We start from the raw sequence: 18,530 nt of genomic DNA, 5'->3' as shown, positions 1-18,530 counted from the left end.
ACCAGATGAAACCTTTCAATGTCGGCGCAATGCGCCCGGCGATCGATGGCGCACGGCTATCGGCTGCCAACGATCTTGTTCACCGCACACTTGCCCAGCACGGGCTCGTTCCACAATCTGGGCCGGCCGGCGCACAGAAAATACCCGTTCCGCCATCACTCAACGGCATGCTGGGTAAGTTGACCGATCCTATCGGAACAGCCAGTGCATTTGACATGGCGATACCAAAGGGTGCGCAATTCAAGCAGGACAGCTTTACCTGCCCTGCGGGTGGCCGCGCGTATCGAACCTACATCCCCGCCTCAGCCTCCAAAGGTATAACGGGCGTCGTCATGATGCTGCATGGTTGCACACAAACGCCCGAAGATTTTGCAACAGGCACCGGAATGAATTTACTGGCCGAAAAGCATCGGTTCCTCGTGGTCTACCCGGCGCAATCACGGGGCAACAATGCCCAATCCTGCTGGAATTGGTTCAGCAAGGGCGATCAGCGCCGCGGCAAAGGTGAACCCGCAATCCTTGCTGGAATCGCATCGAAGGTTACCAATGCGCACGGTATTGGGCGGGACCAAACATTCGTTGCAGGCCTATCCGCAGGTGCCGCGATGGCCGTCATTCTGGGTGAAACTTACGACGATGTCTTTGCAGCAGTCGGCGCACATTCCGGATTGCCCAGAGGCGCAGCAAAAGATGTGCCATCTGCATTTGCCGCCATGGCGGGCAACTCTTTAGATCCAGACACTCAGCCTGGAACGTCGGGTACACCCCGTACAATCGTCTTTCACGGAACGGCGGATACCACGGTGCATCCCTCAAACGGGGCGGCGATTGCCCGGCGGGCGATGGATTCAAATGCGCGCCAAAGCATCGAGACAATGACCAATGGTGACAGTGCAGGTCGCCGATTTACACGCATTGTTTTCAGTGACCTTCAAGGCAAACCCATCGTTGAAAACTGGGTGATTGAAGGGCAAGGCCATGCCTGGTCTGGCGGGCAAGCAGCCGGCACCTACACAGATACCCAAGGACCCGACGCCAGCGCAGAAATGATCCGCTTTTTCTTTGACACAACCGACAAGGACCTTTGAAATGACACCGATGAAATTGACGTTTGACGCCATATCCGAACCGACTCCCGGCCCCAAATGGGCTGCGCGCTGGAACAGATCATGGCCTGATTATGAAGCGTGGTTTATCGCACGCGGCGGGGACCATGGACCTTCTCAAAGCGCTTGCAGGGAAGCATTGGACCGCTACATGCCAGAGTTGATCGCGACTTATGATCGCTTGGTCACCCTCGCCGGCGGATCTCCCCGCGCGGCACGGTTCCTGTCAACATGGTGCCCTCCCCTTTATCTGGGTGGCTGTTCTATCGCTGCTGTCGCCAACAAGAAAGACGTCCGGCTTGTGCGCAACTATGATCTGTCGCCAGAATTGAACGAAGGGCTTCTTTTACGCACCGAATGGTGCGGCCGTGCTGTCATGGGAATGGTCGAGTTTTTGTGGGGGTTGTCCGATGGCATTAATGATGCGGGTCTCAGTGTCGCACTGGCATACGGTGGCCGGTCAGAAGTCGGGCAAGGATTTGGCGTGACAACGATTGTACGATACGTACTGGAAACCTGTGATACCGTGGATGAGGCTTTGTCAGCTTTAAAACGCGTACCGTCACACATGGCTTACAATCTGGTTCTTGCGGATGCTTCTGGCCATACGGCAAGCGTAGAAATATCACCGGGTGGTGGCATAACCGTCATGCCCACAGCCGTGGCAACCAATCATCAAGGCGGCAAGACCGTCGCGGACCGTCCCGCCTTTACGCGGACGTTCGAGCGTCGCGCGCATCTGGAGCAATTGCAGATCAAACCACGCAAGCTGAACCGCCAGTTTCTCAAGCCCCCTTTGTTGCAGGACAGATATTCTCAGGGTTTTGGAACATTGTTTACAGCCGAATACGATCCCCGTGCACTGACGCTCGGCTTGACCTTGATGGGTGAACGCTGGGACCAGAGGCTTCATGATTTTACCGAAGGACAGCGTGTCGTCGATTATTCACTGGATGTTAAACCAGGCGCAACCAACCAGACCGATCATGCTTATTATGGAGGCATTGATTGGTCACAGGCCGCGTCGATCGATTGGAATGAGGTGGCGCAAGACTACGCCAAAGGAAGGGGGCGCGAGATCAGCACTTATTTTTCGTCAAAGGCACCCGGTGGACAAAAAGCAGCTTGAAAAAGTGTATTCTGTAGCCGTCCGGCAAAAGTTGGACGGCTATCGTTGAAAAGGTGACATGAGCAACCCTAGCCTTTCCAGGAATTGCCGGAGAAAGGTGGAAAGATAGGGGCTTACTGAGCCGAAGCCTGCTGATCAGCGACCTAACGGCGTCAAATCCTGCCGATGTTGACGCCAAATAACGTCGCGCTCACATGTCTACGAATTTCGCAGCACTTCTCCATTGATCCGGGGAAACGTAAACGATGCTATCATCAACATTGACCATCACGTCACTGTCTTGAATATTGACCTGCAGCTTCATCGAGCGATCAACCAGTTTGCCCAGTTCACTGGTGGTCTTCTCTGAAAGGTTGACAACCTGAAGGTTATCAAAGCGGGTTGTGCTGTTTTTGATCTTCTCCCACCACACCTCGGCTGGCCTACCACCGTAACAATAAACAATCACCTTGCGGGCTTTGCCACAGGATTGACGCACAACCTTTTCACTCGGAAGCCCTAAAGTCACCCACAACTCCAGCTCGTCACTCAGGCTTTTCTGCCAGATGTCTGGCTCGTCATCCGTAGAAAGTCCCTTGGTCATCTGCAATTGCTCATCAGCATTCAGCGCGTAAGCGAGAAGTCGTATCATTAACCGCTCATCTGTCTCGGACGGATGTTTGGCAACGGTCAGTTTATGGGTCTCATAATAGTGACGATCCATGTCCGACACTGACAGTTCAACTTTGTAGATGGTGGCCTTTTGCGCCATGATTTTTCCTAAAGGTGCGAAGATAGCATTGCCTAGAGCATCTGCTGCGATTGTGAAAGCCGATTAAACAAGCGTCGCTAAATTGACTGCCCATGGGTAAGCTTAACCGCGCAGGGACAGTGGAACTACGTAAACGGCATTGCTCTGCCTTTCCTGACGGATACATTTGCGGTGAAGTGTTGGGGTAACGGTCGATGTTGTACTATCACCGGCAACCTCGTTACCTTTTTCGCAGGTTCCTGACGCCGCTAGCCCGTGATCCCCTCAACCGGTGGAAGCGGAACCGGCGAAGTCACCTTTTCAGGTCGCCGTTTTTCATAAAAGGCATTTCCACCCGCCGTCAGGACATAGTGAATATTGTTAAAATTGGCGTTATACCAAGCGGCGTGAAAAAATCTTGCGCGTCCTACATTCCCATGTCTTTCTCCAGCCAGCACGGCAGTTGCTGAGGCCTCAGCCAATGCTTGAGCCTGCCCGCTCATCGACTTGGTCATCACACCTGGCGCGAATTGGTTCTTCTGGCTGACAACCGCGCATACGGTATTGGGGAATTCCTCAGATTGAACACGATTCATCACGACGCTGCCCACCGCGATCATGCCATCGCGGCTGGAGCGGTTCGATTCAAAATACATCGCCCGCGCCATGCAATTGATATCAGAAGCGGAAGCTGACGTTCTGTCTGATTGCAATTGGCGCGTGCACGCGGCAAGACCGCAAGCTGTCACCAACACAAATGTCAGCATTTTTCCTGATCCAAAGTTCGGCAACCGGTATTCCCCCTGATTATTTGTAACGTTCTGCCTAAGCAGGCTCAAGCAGACAGGCAAAGAGCAAATCGACACCCCACGGCCGCTGCCGTCTGCTGGCACCGGAGATATAGCTCAGGACAACCCAAATCTTGTCCATGACCGTCTTGCCGACCAAAAGCGGGAAATTGTCGTGACGCAGCACCCCTTAAGGCCTAAGCTTTGCTACATAACAACGGTTGAAACCTGGTGGACCATCTTATGAAAACCCTAACGCTGACAATCGTCCTGACCCTGCTCGCAAACGCGGCGATCGCGGAAAACAAAGTTGGCATCACCAAGGACATGCCGTCGGTCACCATTAAATCAAATCAAAAGATGGTGGAAATCAGCAGGATACAGAATACCAAAAATCAATTGGAAGGCGAATGGGCGCTGACATCACGTCCCTGCCCCGACTTTTGCATTCAACCGCACAGCCCTGCGGACGGCGTGACCACGATCGGCGAATTGGAACTTATCGAGATGCTACAGAACGCAGAGGCCCTGGTATTGGACAGCCGTACGCGTGACTGGTTCGAGGGTGGCACGATACCTGGCTCAATTAACATTCCCTACACTTATGTCCTGGACGAACTTGGACAGCTAGGATGTGAGCCGGATTTCGATGGATGGGACTGCGCAGATGCAAAGCCCGTAGCATTATTCTGTAACGGCATTTGGTGTGGCCAATCGCCAACAGCAATCCGAAACATGATCAAGGCCGGTTACCCCGCAAACCGCATTTTTTACTATCGCGGCGGTATGCAAAGCTGGAGAATGCTTGGCCTAACCGTGATTGGCGGCGAATAACACCCCGAACCTCATCCCCTAACGAACAGGCTGTCAACCATCACGACCAGAGAACGATCAACAGCCTTGTCTGTGTTCGGGAACTGGCAATCGGTATGATGGGTTTGATCCTGATCTCGACTAGGAGCAGAGGGTATGGGTGAATTCCTGTGCAGTATCGTGGGCACCACGGGTCTGTATCGCAAATCCCGGTCGCATCGTCTTGGAAGGCATTTTGGACTATGTTGATGCTAGGTCGCGCAACAAAAGTGGTTCTCACCTACAATAAATCGTGTGAAGCAATGAGCACACCACGCCGCTTGTAGAATTGCACTTTCAGAAGGGATTACAATGCCTGTTTCCAAACTGAACAAGACCGCAGAAGTGCGCCGCTTTATGCGCCCGGCATCAGAAGTCATGCGACTTGAGCGAATGGGCAGTAGCCACCCCACCCGACTGTCATTCCTGCGAATCCTATTAAGACGGCTAAAATCGTCAGATTGGCAGATTGACCGCCCGGTTTGGAATGTAGATGCCAAGGGTGTCGGCCACGGTGTATACCGCGTCAGAAGTGATGAACGGATTTACAGCCTTGTCGCTTTTGCCCATGATCTTCCTGATGAAATGCGGTCAGATCGTGTCATTGCAACCGCTTGGGACGCGACATTCACATTGTTCGATGGCGAACCGACGCCTGATGACATTGCACGTCTCGCAAAAAATGTTCCCTTCCAAGAGGCGGGACGGATCAGCCCCAAAGAATTGACTTTGGCCCGCGCCAACCGATCAGTCCGCTTGTTCAAACATGTGGTGGATGCCCTGTCAGAAGGTCGACAACCGGACGCGAGCGAAATGAATGCCGTCGGATATTTGATGCGCACGACAGCCGTTTACGGCTCTGGCAAGTTCGGTGCATCCGACAGAGAAGACATCGCACAGCGGCCCGAACTCTCAGCCCCGTTTCAGGTTGAAATGCTCACGGTCTGGCTGATCCGCGCATTTACGGTTGATATTGTCGAACATATGGCCGCCGCAAAAGGAGGCGCAGGTGCAGTAAAGCTTGACCGTGACACCCGTCGTAGCCTTGGGGTTGGGAATTCCACCGGACTTGGTATGGCACCTTTCATCGTCCGCCATCCCGTCTTGCTGAACAACTGGATGCTGGCGCGCGAAGAAGCTTTGGCACGTGTGCGCGCTCAGACCGTCGCAGAACCCGATGCGGTCTTGGCTTTGAACGATGTGCATGCGTCTGCGATGCAAAATGCAGTCGCTTGGCGTTCAGAACATCCGGTTCAGGTCAAGAAATTGCAGGACTTACGCCGCGATCTGGATTTGATCGCCGACCAGCTTGAGACCTTTGACTGGGCTGTAACACGTCCTTGGAATGAATTGTGGTCATGGGGCGAAAGCACCCTGACCTTTGAAGGGCAGGAAGCGCTCTTGGCATTGATGCTGGAACCACATGGCCCATTGATCGATGATCTCGCCGATCACATGGGCGCTGATGAAGCGGCTTGTTTCCGGATCGACGGTGCAATGTCTGTGGCCGATCTGCGCAGCGTCCTTGAACAAAGCTACGGTTGGGCGCTTGAGATTGATTTTACCACGCCAGAGAATACCGCACGGTTCTGGTATGTCTCAGAGGAAAAACTGGAACCCCGTCTAGGCGAGCGCGCGACCGAGGAGGGTGCCTCGCTTGAACAACCCATGTGTATCGCCCGTCTTGTCGCAGAGCTATATGCCACTGTGCAAGATTATGACCACACCAAACCCGTGGCAGCTTTGCTGCTGGCGCATCCTGAACATCGCTATGCAGTGCGTCGGGTTCAAATCACGAAAAATCACTCCTATGCCGAGGTCCACGATAACTTGATCGCGGCGGATATGCTGCCGATTGATTTGCTACGCTGCAAGCTGGCCTACTTTGGTGCCAGCCAGTTTGACCCAAGGTCGGATCGTTGGGTCCGCATCAATCTATTCGCTGGCGCGCCTTTCCCCGGCGACATCAATGCGGAGAGCACGTTATGAACACGAACCCGGAAGATCAAACACGTGGCGATTCAACGCCGTTCTTTCATGGTGACGAACCCGCACCATTGTCTTGCAACGAAACGGCTTCGCTTTGCATGAAGGCTGCGCGTGGTGCCGGAATGAGTTGGGGCATGGCCGAAGAAGCAGGCTTTGCAAGCGCTTGGCTTGTTGCGCATTGCATTGATGGACCTTCCTGTTTGTACGCCCATCTGGAACGTGCAGATGGCAAGGTTTGGGGCGACCTGTGCCCCACAATAACGCCAACAAGCTGGCGCAACACGGCGGATCACGCCATTTGCCCGATCATTCTGGGTGCCACCATATGCGATTACGCCGATCTGCCGGAAGGGCCCAGACCGGATACGACAATCCAGCTAGGGCGCGTCAGCATGCCCATTCTGCTCGTACCATTCCTGGCGGTATTGGCGCGGAAAAACGCTTTGGGAATTACGTTGAAATGGGCCGACAGTTCAATCTGCATCAATCATGACGAGACCTGGCTGGAGGCTGCCGCACGCCACCTGACAGTTCAACAACTGGATCTCACATTATCGGTCAAAGCTGGGCAGGTCCAAAAAGCCAACAACCAGACGGCACTTAAATCACGCACAACTGCTGGGACGATAGCAGCGCTGAATACACTCGCCATGCGCACGACCGTTCCCGCATCAGATGCCTCGCGCTCAAGCGCCGGATCAACCCTCAGCGACAATGACTAACAAAGCATCATCATGACGGCCCCCGCCCCCGTATGAACCAGGCGGTCATTACCGGAATTTGCACCTTTTCGACAAACCTACTTGGCGTAATAGTCGCGGAACCAGGCTACAAACTGCCGAATACCATCCTTGATATCTGTCTGTGGCTTATACCCCGTGAGGGTCTTTAGCAGTTCCGCATTCGCCCAGGTCGCAGGCACATCGCCCATTTGCATCGGCATGTAGTTGCGGATGGCCTTTTGACCCAGTTCTTCCTCGATCGCTTCCACGAAATCAAGCAGGCGCACTTTGTCAGAATTGCCTATGTTCACGATGCGGTAGGGGGCCACCGGGGAGAGGCTGTCGCCTTCTGGCACCTCGCGGTTGTCAGGGCGAACAGGGGGCGTATCGATCAACAGGCGGATGCCGCGCACCAGATCAGTCACATAGGTAAAATCTCGGTACATGTCGCCGTGGTTGTAGATGTCAATCGGCCGCCCATCGAGGATCGCGTCAACGAATTTGAAAAGTGCCAAATCCGGGCGCCCGTAAGGCCCGTAGACTGTGAAGAAGCGGAACATCGTTGTCGGCAGATCCCACAGATGCGCATAGGAATGCGCCATGGATTCATTCGCCTTCTTCGTCGCGGCATAGAAAGTGAGGGCAGTATCGGCCTTGTCTGTTTCTGCAAACGGCATGTCTTCGTTTGCACCATAAACCGAAGATGTCGACGCCATCAGCAGATGCTCAACCTTCAAGCGTCGCGCGGCTTCCATCACATTGAAAGTGCCTACAAGGTTACTATCAAGATATGCGCGCGGATTCTCCAGTGAATAGCGTACACCTGCCTGCCCGGCGAGGTGGACAATTACATCAGGTTCAAAATCATCAGTGACCTGCGTGATCAGCCTGTCATCCTCAAGCATCCCTTCGGTCATTGAAAAATGCGGGTTCTGCAACAACATCTGATGCCGGCGCTGTTTCAGTTTGACATCGTAGTAGTCCGTCATGCCGTCAAAGCCATGAACCCGGAAGCCGTCGACGAGCAGGAGTTGTGCGAGGTGGAAACCGATGAAGCCAGCGGTACCGGTGATGAAGACTTTTCTCACGATGGGGTCCAGTTCATTCAAATTGATTTTGCTACAAGCGCAAGACAGGCGATGTTTGATGGCGAACTCAATGCGCTGTTCATGCTACCCAAATAGACATTGTATTCGTTTTACTAAATAGTTTTGTCCACAGTTCCAATGCCTGCGCGTTGTTGGGGCCTTGATCACAGAGGGTTTTACGGGCTCTTTGCCTGCCTCCTCTTTAGCCCAAGCGCGGATTCAATCTTCAGGACACCTTTGGTGCAGCCAGTCCAGACAAACTTCAAAACATCGTTTTTTGCGACATTTTCGAGACATGCACCACAATGTCCGTCATCGGGTTTGTATGAACTGGACTTGTACACGCGCTACCTTCTTTCAATGACAGCAGGCGCCCTGCCCCGCATTCCTGATCGACATTATTGTCGCCAGTCAAAAAATCCGTCACCTGCCCGAGCCAACATCTTTTCGGCCATCTCGCGACCTGCTTTTGCGCCATCTTCAATCGTGCAACGCAGCGAGTCGTCAATCGCTTCCGACCCATCAGGACGCAACACTTCGCCGCGTAACAAGATGTCACCACCCTCCAGCACGGCCAGTGCGGCAATCGGCGTTTCGCAAGACCCGTCAAGCGCCGCAAGAAAGGACCGTTCTGCAGCAAGCCTGTGCCCCGTGGACACATCGTGAATCGCCTCCAGCATCTGCGCAGTGGAAATATCCGAACCCCTCCGTTCGATCCCGATTGCGCCCTGTGCCACCGCCGGCAGCATCGTTTCAACCTCGATCGGGGACTTGGGCACATGATCCATTTTCAACCGGTTCAGCCCCGCCATAGCGAGAAACGTGGCCTCGGCCACGCCGTCTTCAAGTTTCTGCAAACGTGTTTGCAGGTTTCCGCGGAATTCGACCACTTCGAGATCGGGACGGCGCAATTTCAACTGCGCCTTACGCCGCAGGCTGGAGGTGCCTACAACAGTTCCCGCTGCCAGATCCGCCAGGCTGTTGGCGCGCGGAGAGACAAAGGCATCCCTCACATCCTCGCGGGGCAGATAGGTCTCTAACACAAGGCCTTCGGGCTGCAGCGTCGGCATATCCTTCATTGAATGGACAGCAATATCGATCTTGCCAGTTAGCAAGTCATCCTCGATCTCGCGGGTGAACAAACCTTTTCCGCCAATCTCTTTCAACGGACGGTCCACAATCCTGTCGCCGGTGGTCTTGATGACAACGATCTCAAAAGCGCCGATTGGCAGCTCGAAGGCCTGCATCAGTCGGTCGCGGGTTTCATGGGCCTGGGCGAGCGCCAGTAAAGAGCCTCGGGTGCCGATGCGAAGGGGTTTTTGCGGGGTGGGTAATTTCTGGATCATATATTTCGGTACAGCTGTACACTTTGCCTAACTATTCTTGTATCGCCTCCTGTTAAAAAGCATGATGCGCCGAAAGACCAGTAGCCTTGAAAGTTCCCTCCATGACCAAAAACAAAACCATCCTGCGTGCCCTTGCAGGAGAGACCCTGCCGACGCCCCCAATCTGGATGATGCGGCAGGCAGGGCGGTATCTGCCGGAATACAAAGCGACACGAGCCCAGGCAGGTGATTTCCTGTCACTTTGCTATAACCCTGAATTGGCAGCCGAGGTTACGTTCCAACCCATCCGTCGGTTTGGTTTCGATGCTGCGATCCTTTTTGCCGATATATTGCTCGTTCCCCAGGCGCTTGGCGCGGAGGTCTGGTTTGTCACCGGCGAAGGGCCGCGCCTGTCCACGATCACTACGCAGGCCGGGATAGATGCCTTAAAGCCAGTGGAAGCGATACATGAAACACTCAGCCCGGTCTATGAAACGGTCAAAATTCTGTCGAATGGTCTGCCTGCGGAAACTACACTCATCGGTTTTGCCGGCGCGCCCTGGACTGTCGCGACCTATATGATTGCAGGGCGAGGAACCCCTGATCAGGGACCGGCTCATGCGCTCAAGGCTGGCAACAGACCCGTATTTGACGCCCTGATGGAACGGATCACCGATGCCACTGTCCTATACCTGTCGGAACAGATCAAGGCCGGAGCCGAAGTTGTCAAACTATTCGACAGCTGGGCTGGATCGTTGCAAGGTGCTGATTTCGAAGACTACTCATTGAAACCCATGCAGCGCATCACCGCCGCGATCAAGGCGTTGCATCCCGGTGTTCCCGTCATTGCCTTTCCACGTGGGGCTGGCGAACACTATCGCGGGACCCATGACACAATCGGGGCGGAGTGTATTGCTGTTGATGACGGCGTGAGCGCCGAATGGGTCGCGGCCAATGTGCAGACAAATGGCTGCGTTCAAGGCAATCTAAAATCATCGCATATGGTGACGGGCGGGGATGCGCTGGTTTCTGAAACACGCAGGATCGTAGATGCCTTGTCCAAAGGTCCGCATATCTTCAATCTTGGCCATGGGATCACACCTGATGGCGAACCTGAAAATGTGCAGTTGATGATAGATACGGTGCGGGGCGGATAATTTACGATTTCGATGGCGCTTACCTCATCGTCAACGGTTCGACAGGCCCGCAAAATACACTTCTGTCAAATGGGTCCGGATATTGGTGGCATGAAATCTGCTTGGCGCCTTTATCGTCTGGCGTCCCCCTGCCCTGCCCGCTCGTTGCAAGGCTTGTAACCAGACACCAAAACATCCCTGACCCTCCAACAAACAGCGCATGCGACCTCGTAGGCGCACTGCAGTGGGGTCAAGGGTAACGCGGTCCCACATCATTCTGACAAATAAGCGAAACATGTCCGCTTCTCCGAAAACCCTTTCTCAGAACAGGCCTTTGTAAACTCTACATGAAAATAAAGGGTTTAAGAGGCAAAGGGAACGCAATTTCAGGTGTAAGCCACGCCTTGTTCCCCTCGCAAATCTGTAGATGTCCTCGGATTAATGAAGAGATTTTCGATCTACGATAAAGTTCAGTAATTCATATAGATTTAAGCATGTCCAATAGGGATAAATATATATATTTCAGTGACTTGAATGTAAATCCAGATCGAAATACATGCCAGGAAGGCCTTTGATTGATGTACCTCCCCACTTCGACAAGCATATTCCAGCAAAACCCGAAGAAAAGGCCCGCTCCCTTACACGAGAAGCGTGTGTGTATCTCCTGATTTAACCCGCCATTGATTACGAGGCACCCTGCCCCAACTTGCATCTCTGGGCTTCCTGTCTCGGGTCCATAGAACCTTCAGCGTAGAAAGACCCGGCGAATTTTGAGTATTCGAACATTCGGACGACGGGTATGAGCCGATCTCACCCGCGTCGATCGTCACAGTAATTTGCCCGAGACTGAATTGTAGTCCTATCACTGATGGTCGTTGAAGTTGACGCTCGACCAGGTTTTCCGGAAAACTGGTTGACCTCGGAGGTTTTGGCAGGCTCTTCCGTAGGTTCGTTACAAAAACCATCCAGAATAATCGTGCCTCTGATTTGGACTTCGCCATCCTTTGGCGAAACGTAACCATGCAACCTGTGCGCCCTGGAAAATTGTCCGCGGACAATTGTGAAATCAAGTTGCATGTCTTTGCCTCATGGCCAGCCGCTGAATTAATTTCTCTGGGCTAAACCCGTCGCTCTTTGATCCGGTAGTTATTGATCGGAAATATGCGCCTACTGTTTTTATCTTGTCATGGAACTGCATGATTGCCCAAACGGTTGCCGCTGCTCTTAGCGGACCAAGGCGTTTATGTGCTGCTTCATAGTTTTGGGTAGTGATCCCAATCATCGGGGCGAGTGTTCGTGCGTGAGCAACTACATCACGAACAGTATTTATCTTTTTCAGCGAAAACTCGGCTGCTTCGGGACAGGCTGTTAGCAATTTTGGTATTGTGATTGGTGCTTCTGGCGTTTCAGGACAGTCTTGTACTGTTATGGCGGTACGCTTTTTATCAATATGTTCTTTATTTGACCTTTGATGATGCCGGTCAATTTGTCCGTCACTGGCGGTCAAAGTTGTCGTCAAATTAGAAGTTTGATCATCTGGTGCCTCTGCTTCAACTTCTTTGATTGGCAGGGCTGAGAGAATTTCCTCACAGTCTTGAAGGGCTAATTTTCGACGGAGGACACGAAAGATGTTAAGAGCCATCGTGTCGTTTGGGTTCTTGATCAGGCTTGCATTTGCCGCTGCGCGGATTTTGGACCGTAGATAGTCAATCTGCTCTCGTTCTTTCATGACCTCAGCGGCCAGCGAAGCAATCTCATGCAACCGATCGAAAAGTGGTGAGAGGTCAAAGCCAAAGCGAAGAGCCTTGCCTTCGTGGCTGTTGTTCTTTGTGAACCGTTTCCGGTTTGGGCTGTCACGGCGCACGAGCAAGCCAATCTCTTGAAGCTTCGCGGCGTGGCGCCTGATTGTTCTATCTGAGATGCCATTGCGCCGAAATGTGAGCGTTGCGTTGGAAGCAAACACGGTGTGGTGGTTGCGTTTAGGCGCGAGGCACGAAAGCATCGCGTCTAAGGTCGAAATTACCGATGCGCTGAGGCCAAGGCGAGGGGCAGCGTTTCGAAGCGTTGCAACGACGATGTGGCGTTCTGGAATGGAATTGTCCGCGGACAATATTTTACTGGTCCGCAGCCCAGTGGCTGCAGTTGCTTGTGTAAATGCCATGTTTTTTCACGACAACCTGATGTGAAAGGCACCAATATCCCTGAAAATCAGAAAAAAGGCCGCAAATCTTCGGCAACCGAATCGGTTGTTGTTGACTGGCGCGGAGAAGCTGATAAATCTGAAAGTGCAAAGAACAGATTGGGCTCTCCTTGGGAAACCTTGGGGGGCTCTTTCTTTTTGGGTTGTTGGTCGTGCTCCTTTTTAAGATTTACTGCTCGGTCGACAATCAGCCAGGCTGTTGCTCTGACTGCCACGCCTCATAAAGGCGCGTAAGCTCGGTTTCTGCGTTGTTACGCATCCACCGGGCAAATTCCGGTGCATCAGCCTTCGACAGCTTGAAGGTCAAAGCACGGGCCGTTTCTTTCACTTCGGCCAAGGCCGTCCCATCACCAAGTTTGATAGAGAGGGTAGGGGAGGGTTCAGATTTGCCCGCTGCCTTGGGTTTCAGCGCTTGAGTGACAGCGCCACTGATCATGCTAAAGCGGTCATCGGAGTTTTTGGTGGCATCGAGCGGAAGCATCGCAGTGATCTTTTCAAGATCGATGCTATCGTTGCGCGATTGGTTCGCGAGCTCTTCCCAACGTCTTCGTCCAATGCCATGGGCCGATCCGATTTGTTCTATGACTGCTTTTGGAATGGACCGCGCGACTTTGGTCATGCGAGATAGCATTGGTTTGTCCACTGCAAGGGCATCAAGAATGACGGGCTGTTCGTAGCCGCCTGTGGTTAGCTCAGCTGCGAAAAGCGCTTTTTCAATGAAGCTGGGATCCAAACGCTGGGTGTTCTCTTGCCCCTGGGCAAGAATAGCCTCCTCGTCAGAAAGGGACCTGACTAGCGCTTTCGCGGGGATGCCGAGCGATCGCAAGGCCCGCAATCTGCGGCGACCATAAACGATCTTGTAGTGTCCGGGCTTGTCCGCGATAGGGCGCACCATAATCGGCACTTGTTGGCCGTGGGCCTTGATACTCTTGGCAAGCGCCAGAACATCTGCATCGGTGAAAGAGAGGCGGTCTTTAGGGCCGTTCTCTTCAATGACATCAACGGAGATTTCCCTCACCGCGTTACTCGCGACATCCTTCAGCGTGGACTTTACGCCGCTCATGGCGCCCGTGTTTGGGAAACGTGCCTTTTGGTCTCCGGTGGGTGCCGCAGTACTGGCCGCATCGGGAGGGGGAGGGGGCTGGAACAGGTTTCTACGGGCCATTAGTCAATTTCCCTTCCCCAAGCTTGCTGGATTGTCTTCTCGAACTCGTCCGCGACGCCATTAACAGACTCTAATATGCGTGTTAGTGTCTTCTTCACGACTTGCGAGGGATCCAGCTCATAGATGGTTTGCTGCGTCATCCCAGCGTCTGAAATCGCTGTGGATTTGAGCATCGGGGTGGTCAAGACTTGATCCAGGAGAATAGACCTCAAGAAACCAGCCATTTGTGACTGTGGTACGTCAGTTGGTTCATATCGAGCGATCAAGAATTTAAGGAAGTTCCAGTCGATAGGTCCTGCCGCCTCTTCAAGAGTTTGGACAGTTTCTCCAGCCATTTCAAGGAATTGCGCCATTGATGCAACATCCAACATGCTGGGAACAACCGTGATTAGAAGGCCGGTAGACGCCAACAAAGCGGTCATCGTTGTGAAGCCAAGTTGAGGCGGGCAATCGATGATGACGAGATCGTAATCTGCTTCTATCTCGTCGAGAGCGATCGCAAGGCGCTGTGTGAATGGTGGGTCGATCTTGTGCTGAAGCGCATAGGCCGTTTCAGTCTCGTATTCGGATAGCAAGAGACCCGCCGGAGCGAGGTCAAGGTTGTGAAAATACGTCTTTCGGATGACTTGGCTTAGCGGCACTGGGTCTTCGTATCTTAGCGCGTCATACACCGTACCGCTTTCGGCGAATTCAATCTCGGGACGGTACCCGAACATCGTGGTCAGGCTGGCCTGTGGGTCCATGTCGACCGCAAGTACCCGATAGCCTCGCAACGCATAGCGTTGTGCCAAATGGATGGCGCTGGTTGTCTTGCTGGAACCACCTTTGAAGTTGACGATGGAAATAACCTGCAGGGCATCGTTCTTGCGCCGTCCGGGAAGGTAGGTTTCGCCATTCCGACCGGTCTTTGCCATCACATGGCGGATTTGGTCGATCTCTTGGGCGGTATAGAGCCTTCGACCTCTGGAATCAGTCTCTACATCGGGGAAGTCACCTTCCTGATGCCGCGTTCGAAGGTTCGACATACTGATGCCGGTGAGCTCTGATACTTCCGCAGGATGAAACTTTCGTAGCGCTTTTCTACTGTCGGGCTGGAAGCTATTGCGCATATGGTTGTTTAGCGCCTCTGACAGGCGGGCAGCGTTCGACGCAATAGATGCAGCAATAGAGCTGGTTTGCGCGATATTTGCGTTTGAATTCATGCTGCCCTCACGACCTCTTAATGGGTCATCTGTGTTTCGTCGCTAAAAGGCGTGATTTACGTCAGCTTGCGACAACTGAACTCATGACACGCAACTTATCCCCAGGCAACATTTTTTTGGTCTTTTCTGTAGCGAAGACCTTTCTTTTCAGTCGAGAATGCTGAAAGTACCCGGTCAACTTATTGTAAAGAAACATTTTATCAAGATACCTGTGGACTACCGCAATATGTTGTAGAACTTAGGCCCATGATCGCAACCGATAGCAGCAACGCTTAAGCCTCGAATCGGCTGGTTTGCAGGATTGTTGATCCCTGCGAGAAGAGCTCTCTATAGGTTACAAGCGTTGTTTCTGAACAAAACCGTGAGATGGGGCAGGGTCGTCCGCCGGTTGGCGTCCCACCTGAAATTGACGAACGGCTTTCGCCGTGGTTCGTGAGAATGGCGTCTTTCAGTTGGGAGAGGGCGTTGAATGCGGCAAGAACCGGGCCAGCCTGCGAGATTAAGCAAACGATGACATTCCGTGATATGGTGCCTGCTGCACGCATGATACATGCGCGGAAGAACCCGCATCACTGCATACTGTGGCAAACTCAAAACCTGCGCCTTCGCGGGCTTCTCGGTTTTGGATGCTTTGGCACGGGAGTAGGGCAGGGGGCTTTGGGTCCAGATGAAAAGCTCCTATTTTTGACGGCCCGGCTTTGGCGCGCTTAATGCGACGAGCAAGAGCGTCAGATCGCGGTGAAGGCCAGACGACACAACGGGTCTCATTAATACCGTTACAGAACCTCCTGAACCCCGGTTGGATTTTCAGGAAAGCGCTTGAGTCTCATGAATTCCAGTCATGCGGCAAATTTTGGTTTTTTGGGATTGTCGCTGAGCAAATACTGCTAGGCCCATAAGACTAATTTATTGGAAATAGAAAAGTACCGCATGGTGGGGCGGTTGTTATGCTATTTATCGGAAGTAAGCGCCGCAGTAATGTGGGTTCGGGGCATGTCATTGGCTTGATCGGATCGCATCAGCGACGTCGACACACTACCTCACATGCCCGCCTCGGTCATCTCCGCGCGTGCTGAAACCACTGAAGATGTTGCGTTTTTGTCAGGTGGCATCCTCAGCCACCTACATTTGTGTTAAACTTCGATGATGTTTCCCAGATCTTGCTCTGCGGCCCTTTGCTGTTGCGTTCTGCGGAGGCGTGAGCGGCACATCAGGGACGTCCCGAAGCCTTTGTCGCAAACATTCTCGATTCACACCTGGGCTCCGTCCGTTTCAGCAGTTCGCCATATCGGCGGAGAATACAGCAAAATAATTCTACCGATGTTGTGTCATCCCAAAAGTTCGCGACAGAACCCGTGGTTAATCACTTCCTGGCCCCGGTTAGAATTAGAGTGTCGCGCCTTTCGCGCAGATAGGGAAAAGCCCCTTAGGGCTTTTCTTTCTTTCGTATAAACGTGGTTTACTCGGGGAAGTGTAAACGACCCTCGGAATCCCATGTGAAACCGGCTTCGCGCAGAATGTTACGTGCTTTATCCAGGTCGAATTCCGGCACTTTCAGATCGGAATTGGTCCAGAATGCGTTCGAGGGCACGATTGAGGACGGGGTTGGCCCCGCATCTCCCCCCAAGACTTCTTCGATAATCGCCTCAAAGGGAATTGCATGGGAAAGCGCTTGCCGCATGGCCTTGTGCGAGAACACATCGGAGTTGATGTTGTAGCGTGCTGACATGTAGCCGTTTGATTGCGCCTGAACCAGTTCCAGCTGATCGAACTCGCGGAACTCTTCGATTACTGTGGGAACCAGCGGCTGCAGCGAGATGTCGATATCGCCTTTAGCCAGTGCCGATGACAGGATCTCTGCCGAACCGAATTGCACCATCAGCAGATCCGCTTTTGGTTTCATGAAGTGGCTTTCGTTACGCTCCAGGAAAATTTCCCGACCCTCTTTCCAGTATTTCAGACTATAGGGACCGCTGCCAACGATCTGAGTGTTGCGGAAATCTTGCGGTTTTTCCAATCCGGTTTCTTCAAGGATATTCGACCAGACATGTTCGGGAAGAATTGGAACCTGTCCCAGTGCTGCCGATACAAACGGTGCCGATGGTGTTGTCAGCTTGAAGCGGATCTTGCGCCCGTCAACACTCACCTCTTGAAGGTTTTCCAGATATTGCTGGAAATAGATCGCCTGATTTTCCTTCAGATATTCAAAGGTGAATTTCACGTCCTCGGGTCTGACCGGTTTGCCATCGTTGAACATCAAACCATCACGCAATGTGACCTCGAATGTGGTGTTGTCGATTGCCTCAAAGCTTTCGGCGGCCCACATTTCCGGTTTACCTGACGGGCCGACGACCAGCAGTCGGTCATACACCAGCCCCAACCGGTCCAGATCCTCAAGCGTCTTGAATGTCAGTGGATTCCAGCTGTCCTGATCAATGGTCCAGCCTAGCAGGATGCGGTTGTCGCCGTCCAGAGATTCCATCTTGAGCAGGTTCCAGACCGAACGCAGGCCTTCGGGCGTGCTTTCATAATTATCGACCTTCACATTATTCTTGTTGAAGGCGGTGGTATTGATGACATAGGCGATAAGGCCTTCTGGTTGTTCCTCATGCAATACTGCCTGCAACTCGTTGATGACCTCGCGCCGGGCATCTACATCATAGATTTCCCGTTGCTTGGCGGTGAGCGCGTCAACCTGTGGCGAGGAGAATGATCCGACATTCATTCCGCCAGGGAGGGAGTTTTCGGTGACAAATTGATTGCTGGAGAAAAAATCAGGTTCAAAGCGTGCCGTCGAACCGGAGAGAACGGACATAACCACGTCAAACTTATGATCCGTAAACCACATGCCCAGCATTGGAGCCGGAAACGGCTGTGCGTTCAGATTGACGTCCAGTCCCAGTTCACGCCAGGTCTCTGCCAGATAGGAACTGGTTTCGTAATAGTGTTGATATTTTGTCGATGGCCATGTCAGGAAATCGACCGTCGGCACCATTGCTCCTTCGGCAAGCGCCGACAAGGGTGCCATAGTAAATGCGACGGCGCAGGCGGCGGCAATTCCAATGCGTTTCGTTGCGGTTTTCATGTTCTTCTCCTCC

16 protein-coding genes are annotated in these 18,530 nt (G+C 53.0%); 7 read left to right on the top strand and 9 right to left on the bottom strand.

Translation table 11 applies throughout. The features are described 5' to 3' along the window. Positions 1-5 precede the first annotated feature (5 nt). Positions 6-1,088 (top strand): extracellular catalytic domain type 1 short-chain-length polyhydroxyalkanoate depolymerase, encoded by a 1,083-nt coding sequence (locus OS190_RS17195; RefSeq protein ID WP_267159959.1) that lies wholly within the window; start codon positions 6-8, stop codon positions 1,086-1,088. Position 1,089: 1 nt separating this feature from the next. Beyond that, positions 1,090-2,235 (top strand): C45 family autoproteolytic acyltransferase/hydrolase, encoded by a 1,146-nt coding sequence (locus OS190_RS17190; protein ID WP_267159958.1) that lies wholly within the window; start codon positions 1,090-1,092, stop codon positions 2,233-2,235. A 190-nt stretch (positions 2,236-2,425) separates the two neighbouring features. Here the strand turns inward: OS190_RS17190 and OS190_RS17185 are convergent, their stop codons facing one another. The 3 genes from OS190_RS17185 to OS190_RS17175 form a co-directional block, all read right to left on the bottom strand. Next, the gene (locus OS190_RS17185) at positions 2,426-2,986 is read right to left on the bottom strand and encodes a YaeQ family protein (RefSeq protein ID WP_267159957.1); all 561 of its coding nucleotides are present in this window, start codon (positions 2,984-2,986) and stop codon (positions 2,426-2,428) included. A 248-nt stretch (positions 2,987-3,234) separates the two neighbouring features. Beyond that, positions 3,235-3,732 (bottom strand): cell wall hydrolase, encoded by a 498-nt coding sequence (locus OS190_RS17180; protein ID WP_416237418.1) that lies wholly within the window; start codon positions 3,730-3,732, stop codon positions 3,235-3,237. 58 nt (positions 3,733-3,790) lie between these two features. Further along, positions 3,791-3,940 (bottom strand): hypothetical protein, encoded by a 150-nt coding sequence (locus OS190_RS17175; protein ID WP_267159956.1) that lies wholly within the window; start codon positions 3,938-3,940, stop codon positions 3,791-3,793. Positions 3,941-3,996: 56 nt separating this feature from the next. Between OS190_RS17175 and OS190_RS17170 the strand changes: the two genes are divergently transcribed. The 3 genes from OS190_RS17170 to OS190_RS17160 all read left to right on the top strand — a co-directional run bounded on the left by OS190_RS17170 (position 3,997) and on the right by OS190_RS17160 (position 7,316). Beyond that, a complete protein-coding gene (locus OS190_RS17170; protein WP_267159955.1) occupies positions 3,997-4,587 on the top strand; it encodes a rhodanese-like domain-containing protein in 591 nt (196 codons plus the stop codon). A gap of 330 nt (positions 4,588-4,917) precedes the next feature. Beyond that, on the top strand, positions 4,918-6,594 hold the full coding sequence (locus tag OS190_RS17165; protein WP_267159954.1) for a hypothetical protein: 1,677 nt from the start codon (positions 4,918-4,920) through the stop codon (positions 6,592-6,594). After that, the gene (locus OS190_RS17160) at positions 6,591-7,316 is read left to right on the top strand and encodes a DUF3726 domain-containing protein (protein WP_267159953.1); all 726 of its coding nucleotides are present in this window, start codon (positions 6,591-6,593) and stop codon (positions 7,314-7,316) included. Before OS190_RS17165 ends, OS190_RS17160 begins: the two co-directional genes overlap by 4 nt. 77 nt (positions 7,317-7,393) lie before the next feature. Here the strand turns inward: OS190_RS17160 and OS190_RS17155 are convergent, their stop codons facing one another. Next, positions 7,394-8,404: a GDP-mannose 4,6-dehydratase gene (locus OS190_RS17155; protein WP_267159952.1), complete on the bottom strand. Its 1,011-nt coding sequence runs from the start codon at positions 8,402-8,404 to the stop codon at positions 7,394-7,396. On the opposite strand from OS190_RS17155, the gene OS190_RS17150 reads away from it, so the two are divergent. Next, positions 8,318-8,500, top strand: a complete 183-nt coding sequence (locus OS190_RS17150) for a hypothetical protein (RefSeq protein ID WP_267159995.1) — start codon at positions 8,318-8,320, stop codon at positions 8,498-8,500. The genes OS190_RS17155 and OS190_RS17150 overlap by 87 nt on opposite strands. A gap of 302 nt (positions 8,501-8,802) precedes the next feature. On the opposite strand, the gene hemC is transcribed toward OS190_RS17150, so the two are convergent. Beyond that, a complete protein-coding gene (hemC, locus tag OS190_RS17145) occupies positions 8,803-9,750 on the bottom strand; it encodes a hydroxymethylbilane synthase (RefSeq protein ID WP_267159951.1) in 948 nt (315 codons plus the stop codon). A gap of 101 nt (positions 9,751-9,851) precedes the next feature. Here hemC and hemE point away from each other — a divergent pair, with 101 nt between their 5' ends. After that, positions 9,852-10,886 carry a uroporphyrinogen decarboxylase gene (gene hemE / locus OS190_RS17140; protein WP_267159950.1) on the top strand — a complete coding sequence of 345 codons (1,035 nt, stop codon included), beginning with the start codon at positions 9,852-9,854 and terminating at the stop codon, positions 10,884-10,886. A 1,045-nt stretch (positions 10,887-11,931) separates the two neighbouring features. On the opposite strand, the gene repC is transcribed toward hemE, so the two are convergent. The 4 genes from repC to OS190_RS17120 form a co-directional block, all read right to left on the bottom strand. After that, entirely contained in the window at positions 11,932-13,026 is a 1,095-nt protein-coding gene (gene repC / locus OS190_RS17135) for a plasmid replication protein RepC (protein WP_267159949.1), read from the bottom strand. A 226-nt stretch (positions 13,027-13,252) separates the two neighbouring features. After that, positions 13,253-14,230, bottom strand: a complete 978-nt coding sequence (gene repB / locus OS190_RS17130) for a plasmid partitioning protein RepB (protein WP_267159948.1) — start codon at positions 14,228-14,230, stop codon at positions 13,253-13,255. Next, complete coding sequence (gene repA / locus OS190_RS17125) at positions 14,230-15,432, bottom strand: plasmid partitioning protein RepA (protein ID WP_267159947.1); 1,203 nt, start codon at positions 15,430-15,432, stop codon at positions 14,230-14,232. Before repA ends, repB begins: the two co-directional genes overlap by 1 nt. A gap of 1,459 nt (positions 15,433-16,891) precedes the next feature. Then, on the bottom strand, positions 16,892-18,517 hold the full coding sequence (locus OS190_RS17120) for an ABC transporter substrate-binding protein (RefSeq protein ID WP_267159946.1): 1,626 nt from the start codon (positions 18,515-18,517) through the stop codon (positions 16,892-16,894). Between the last annotated feature and the right edge of the window lie 13 nt (positions 18,518-18,530).

The sequence above is a fragment of the Sulfitobacter sp. F26204 genome, assembly GCF_026410305.1.
In the GTDB taxonomy this organism is placed as follows: Bacteria; Pseudomonadota; Alphaproteobacteria; order Rhodobacterales; family Rhodobacteraceae; genus Sulfitobacter.
Note: the sequence above shows the minus strand (reverse complement) of the source record. Positions and strands in the feature narration are given on the sequence as shown.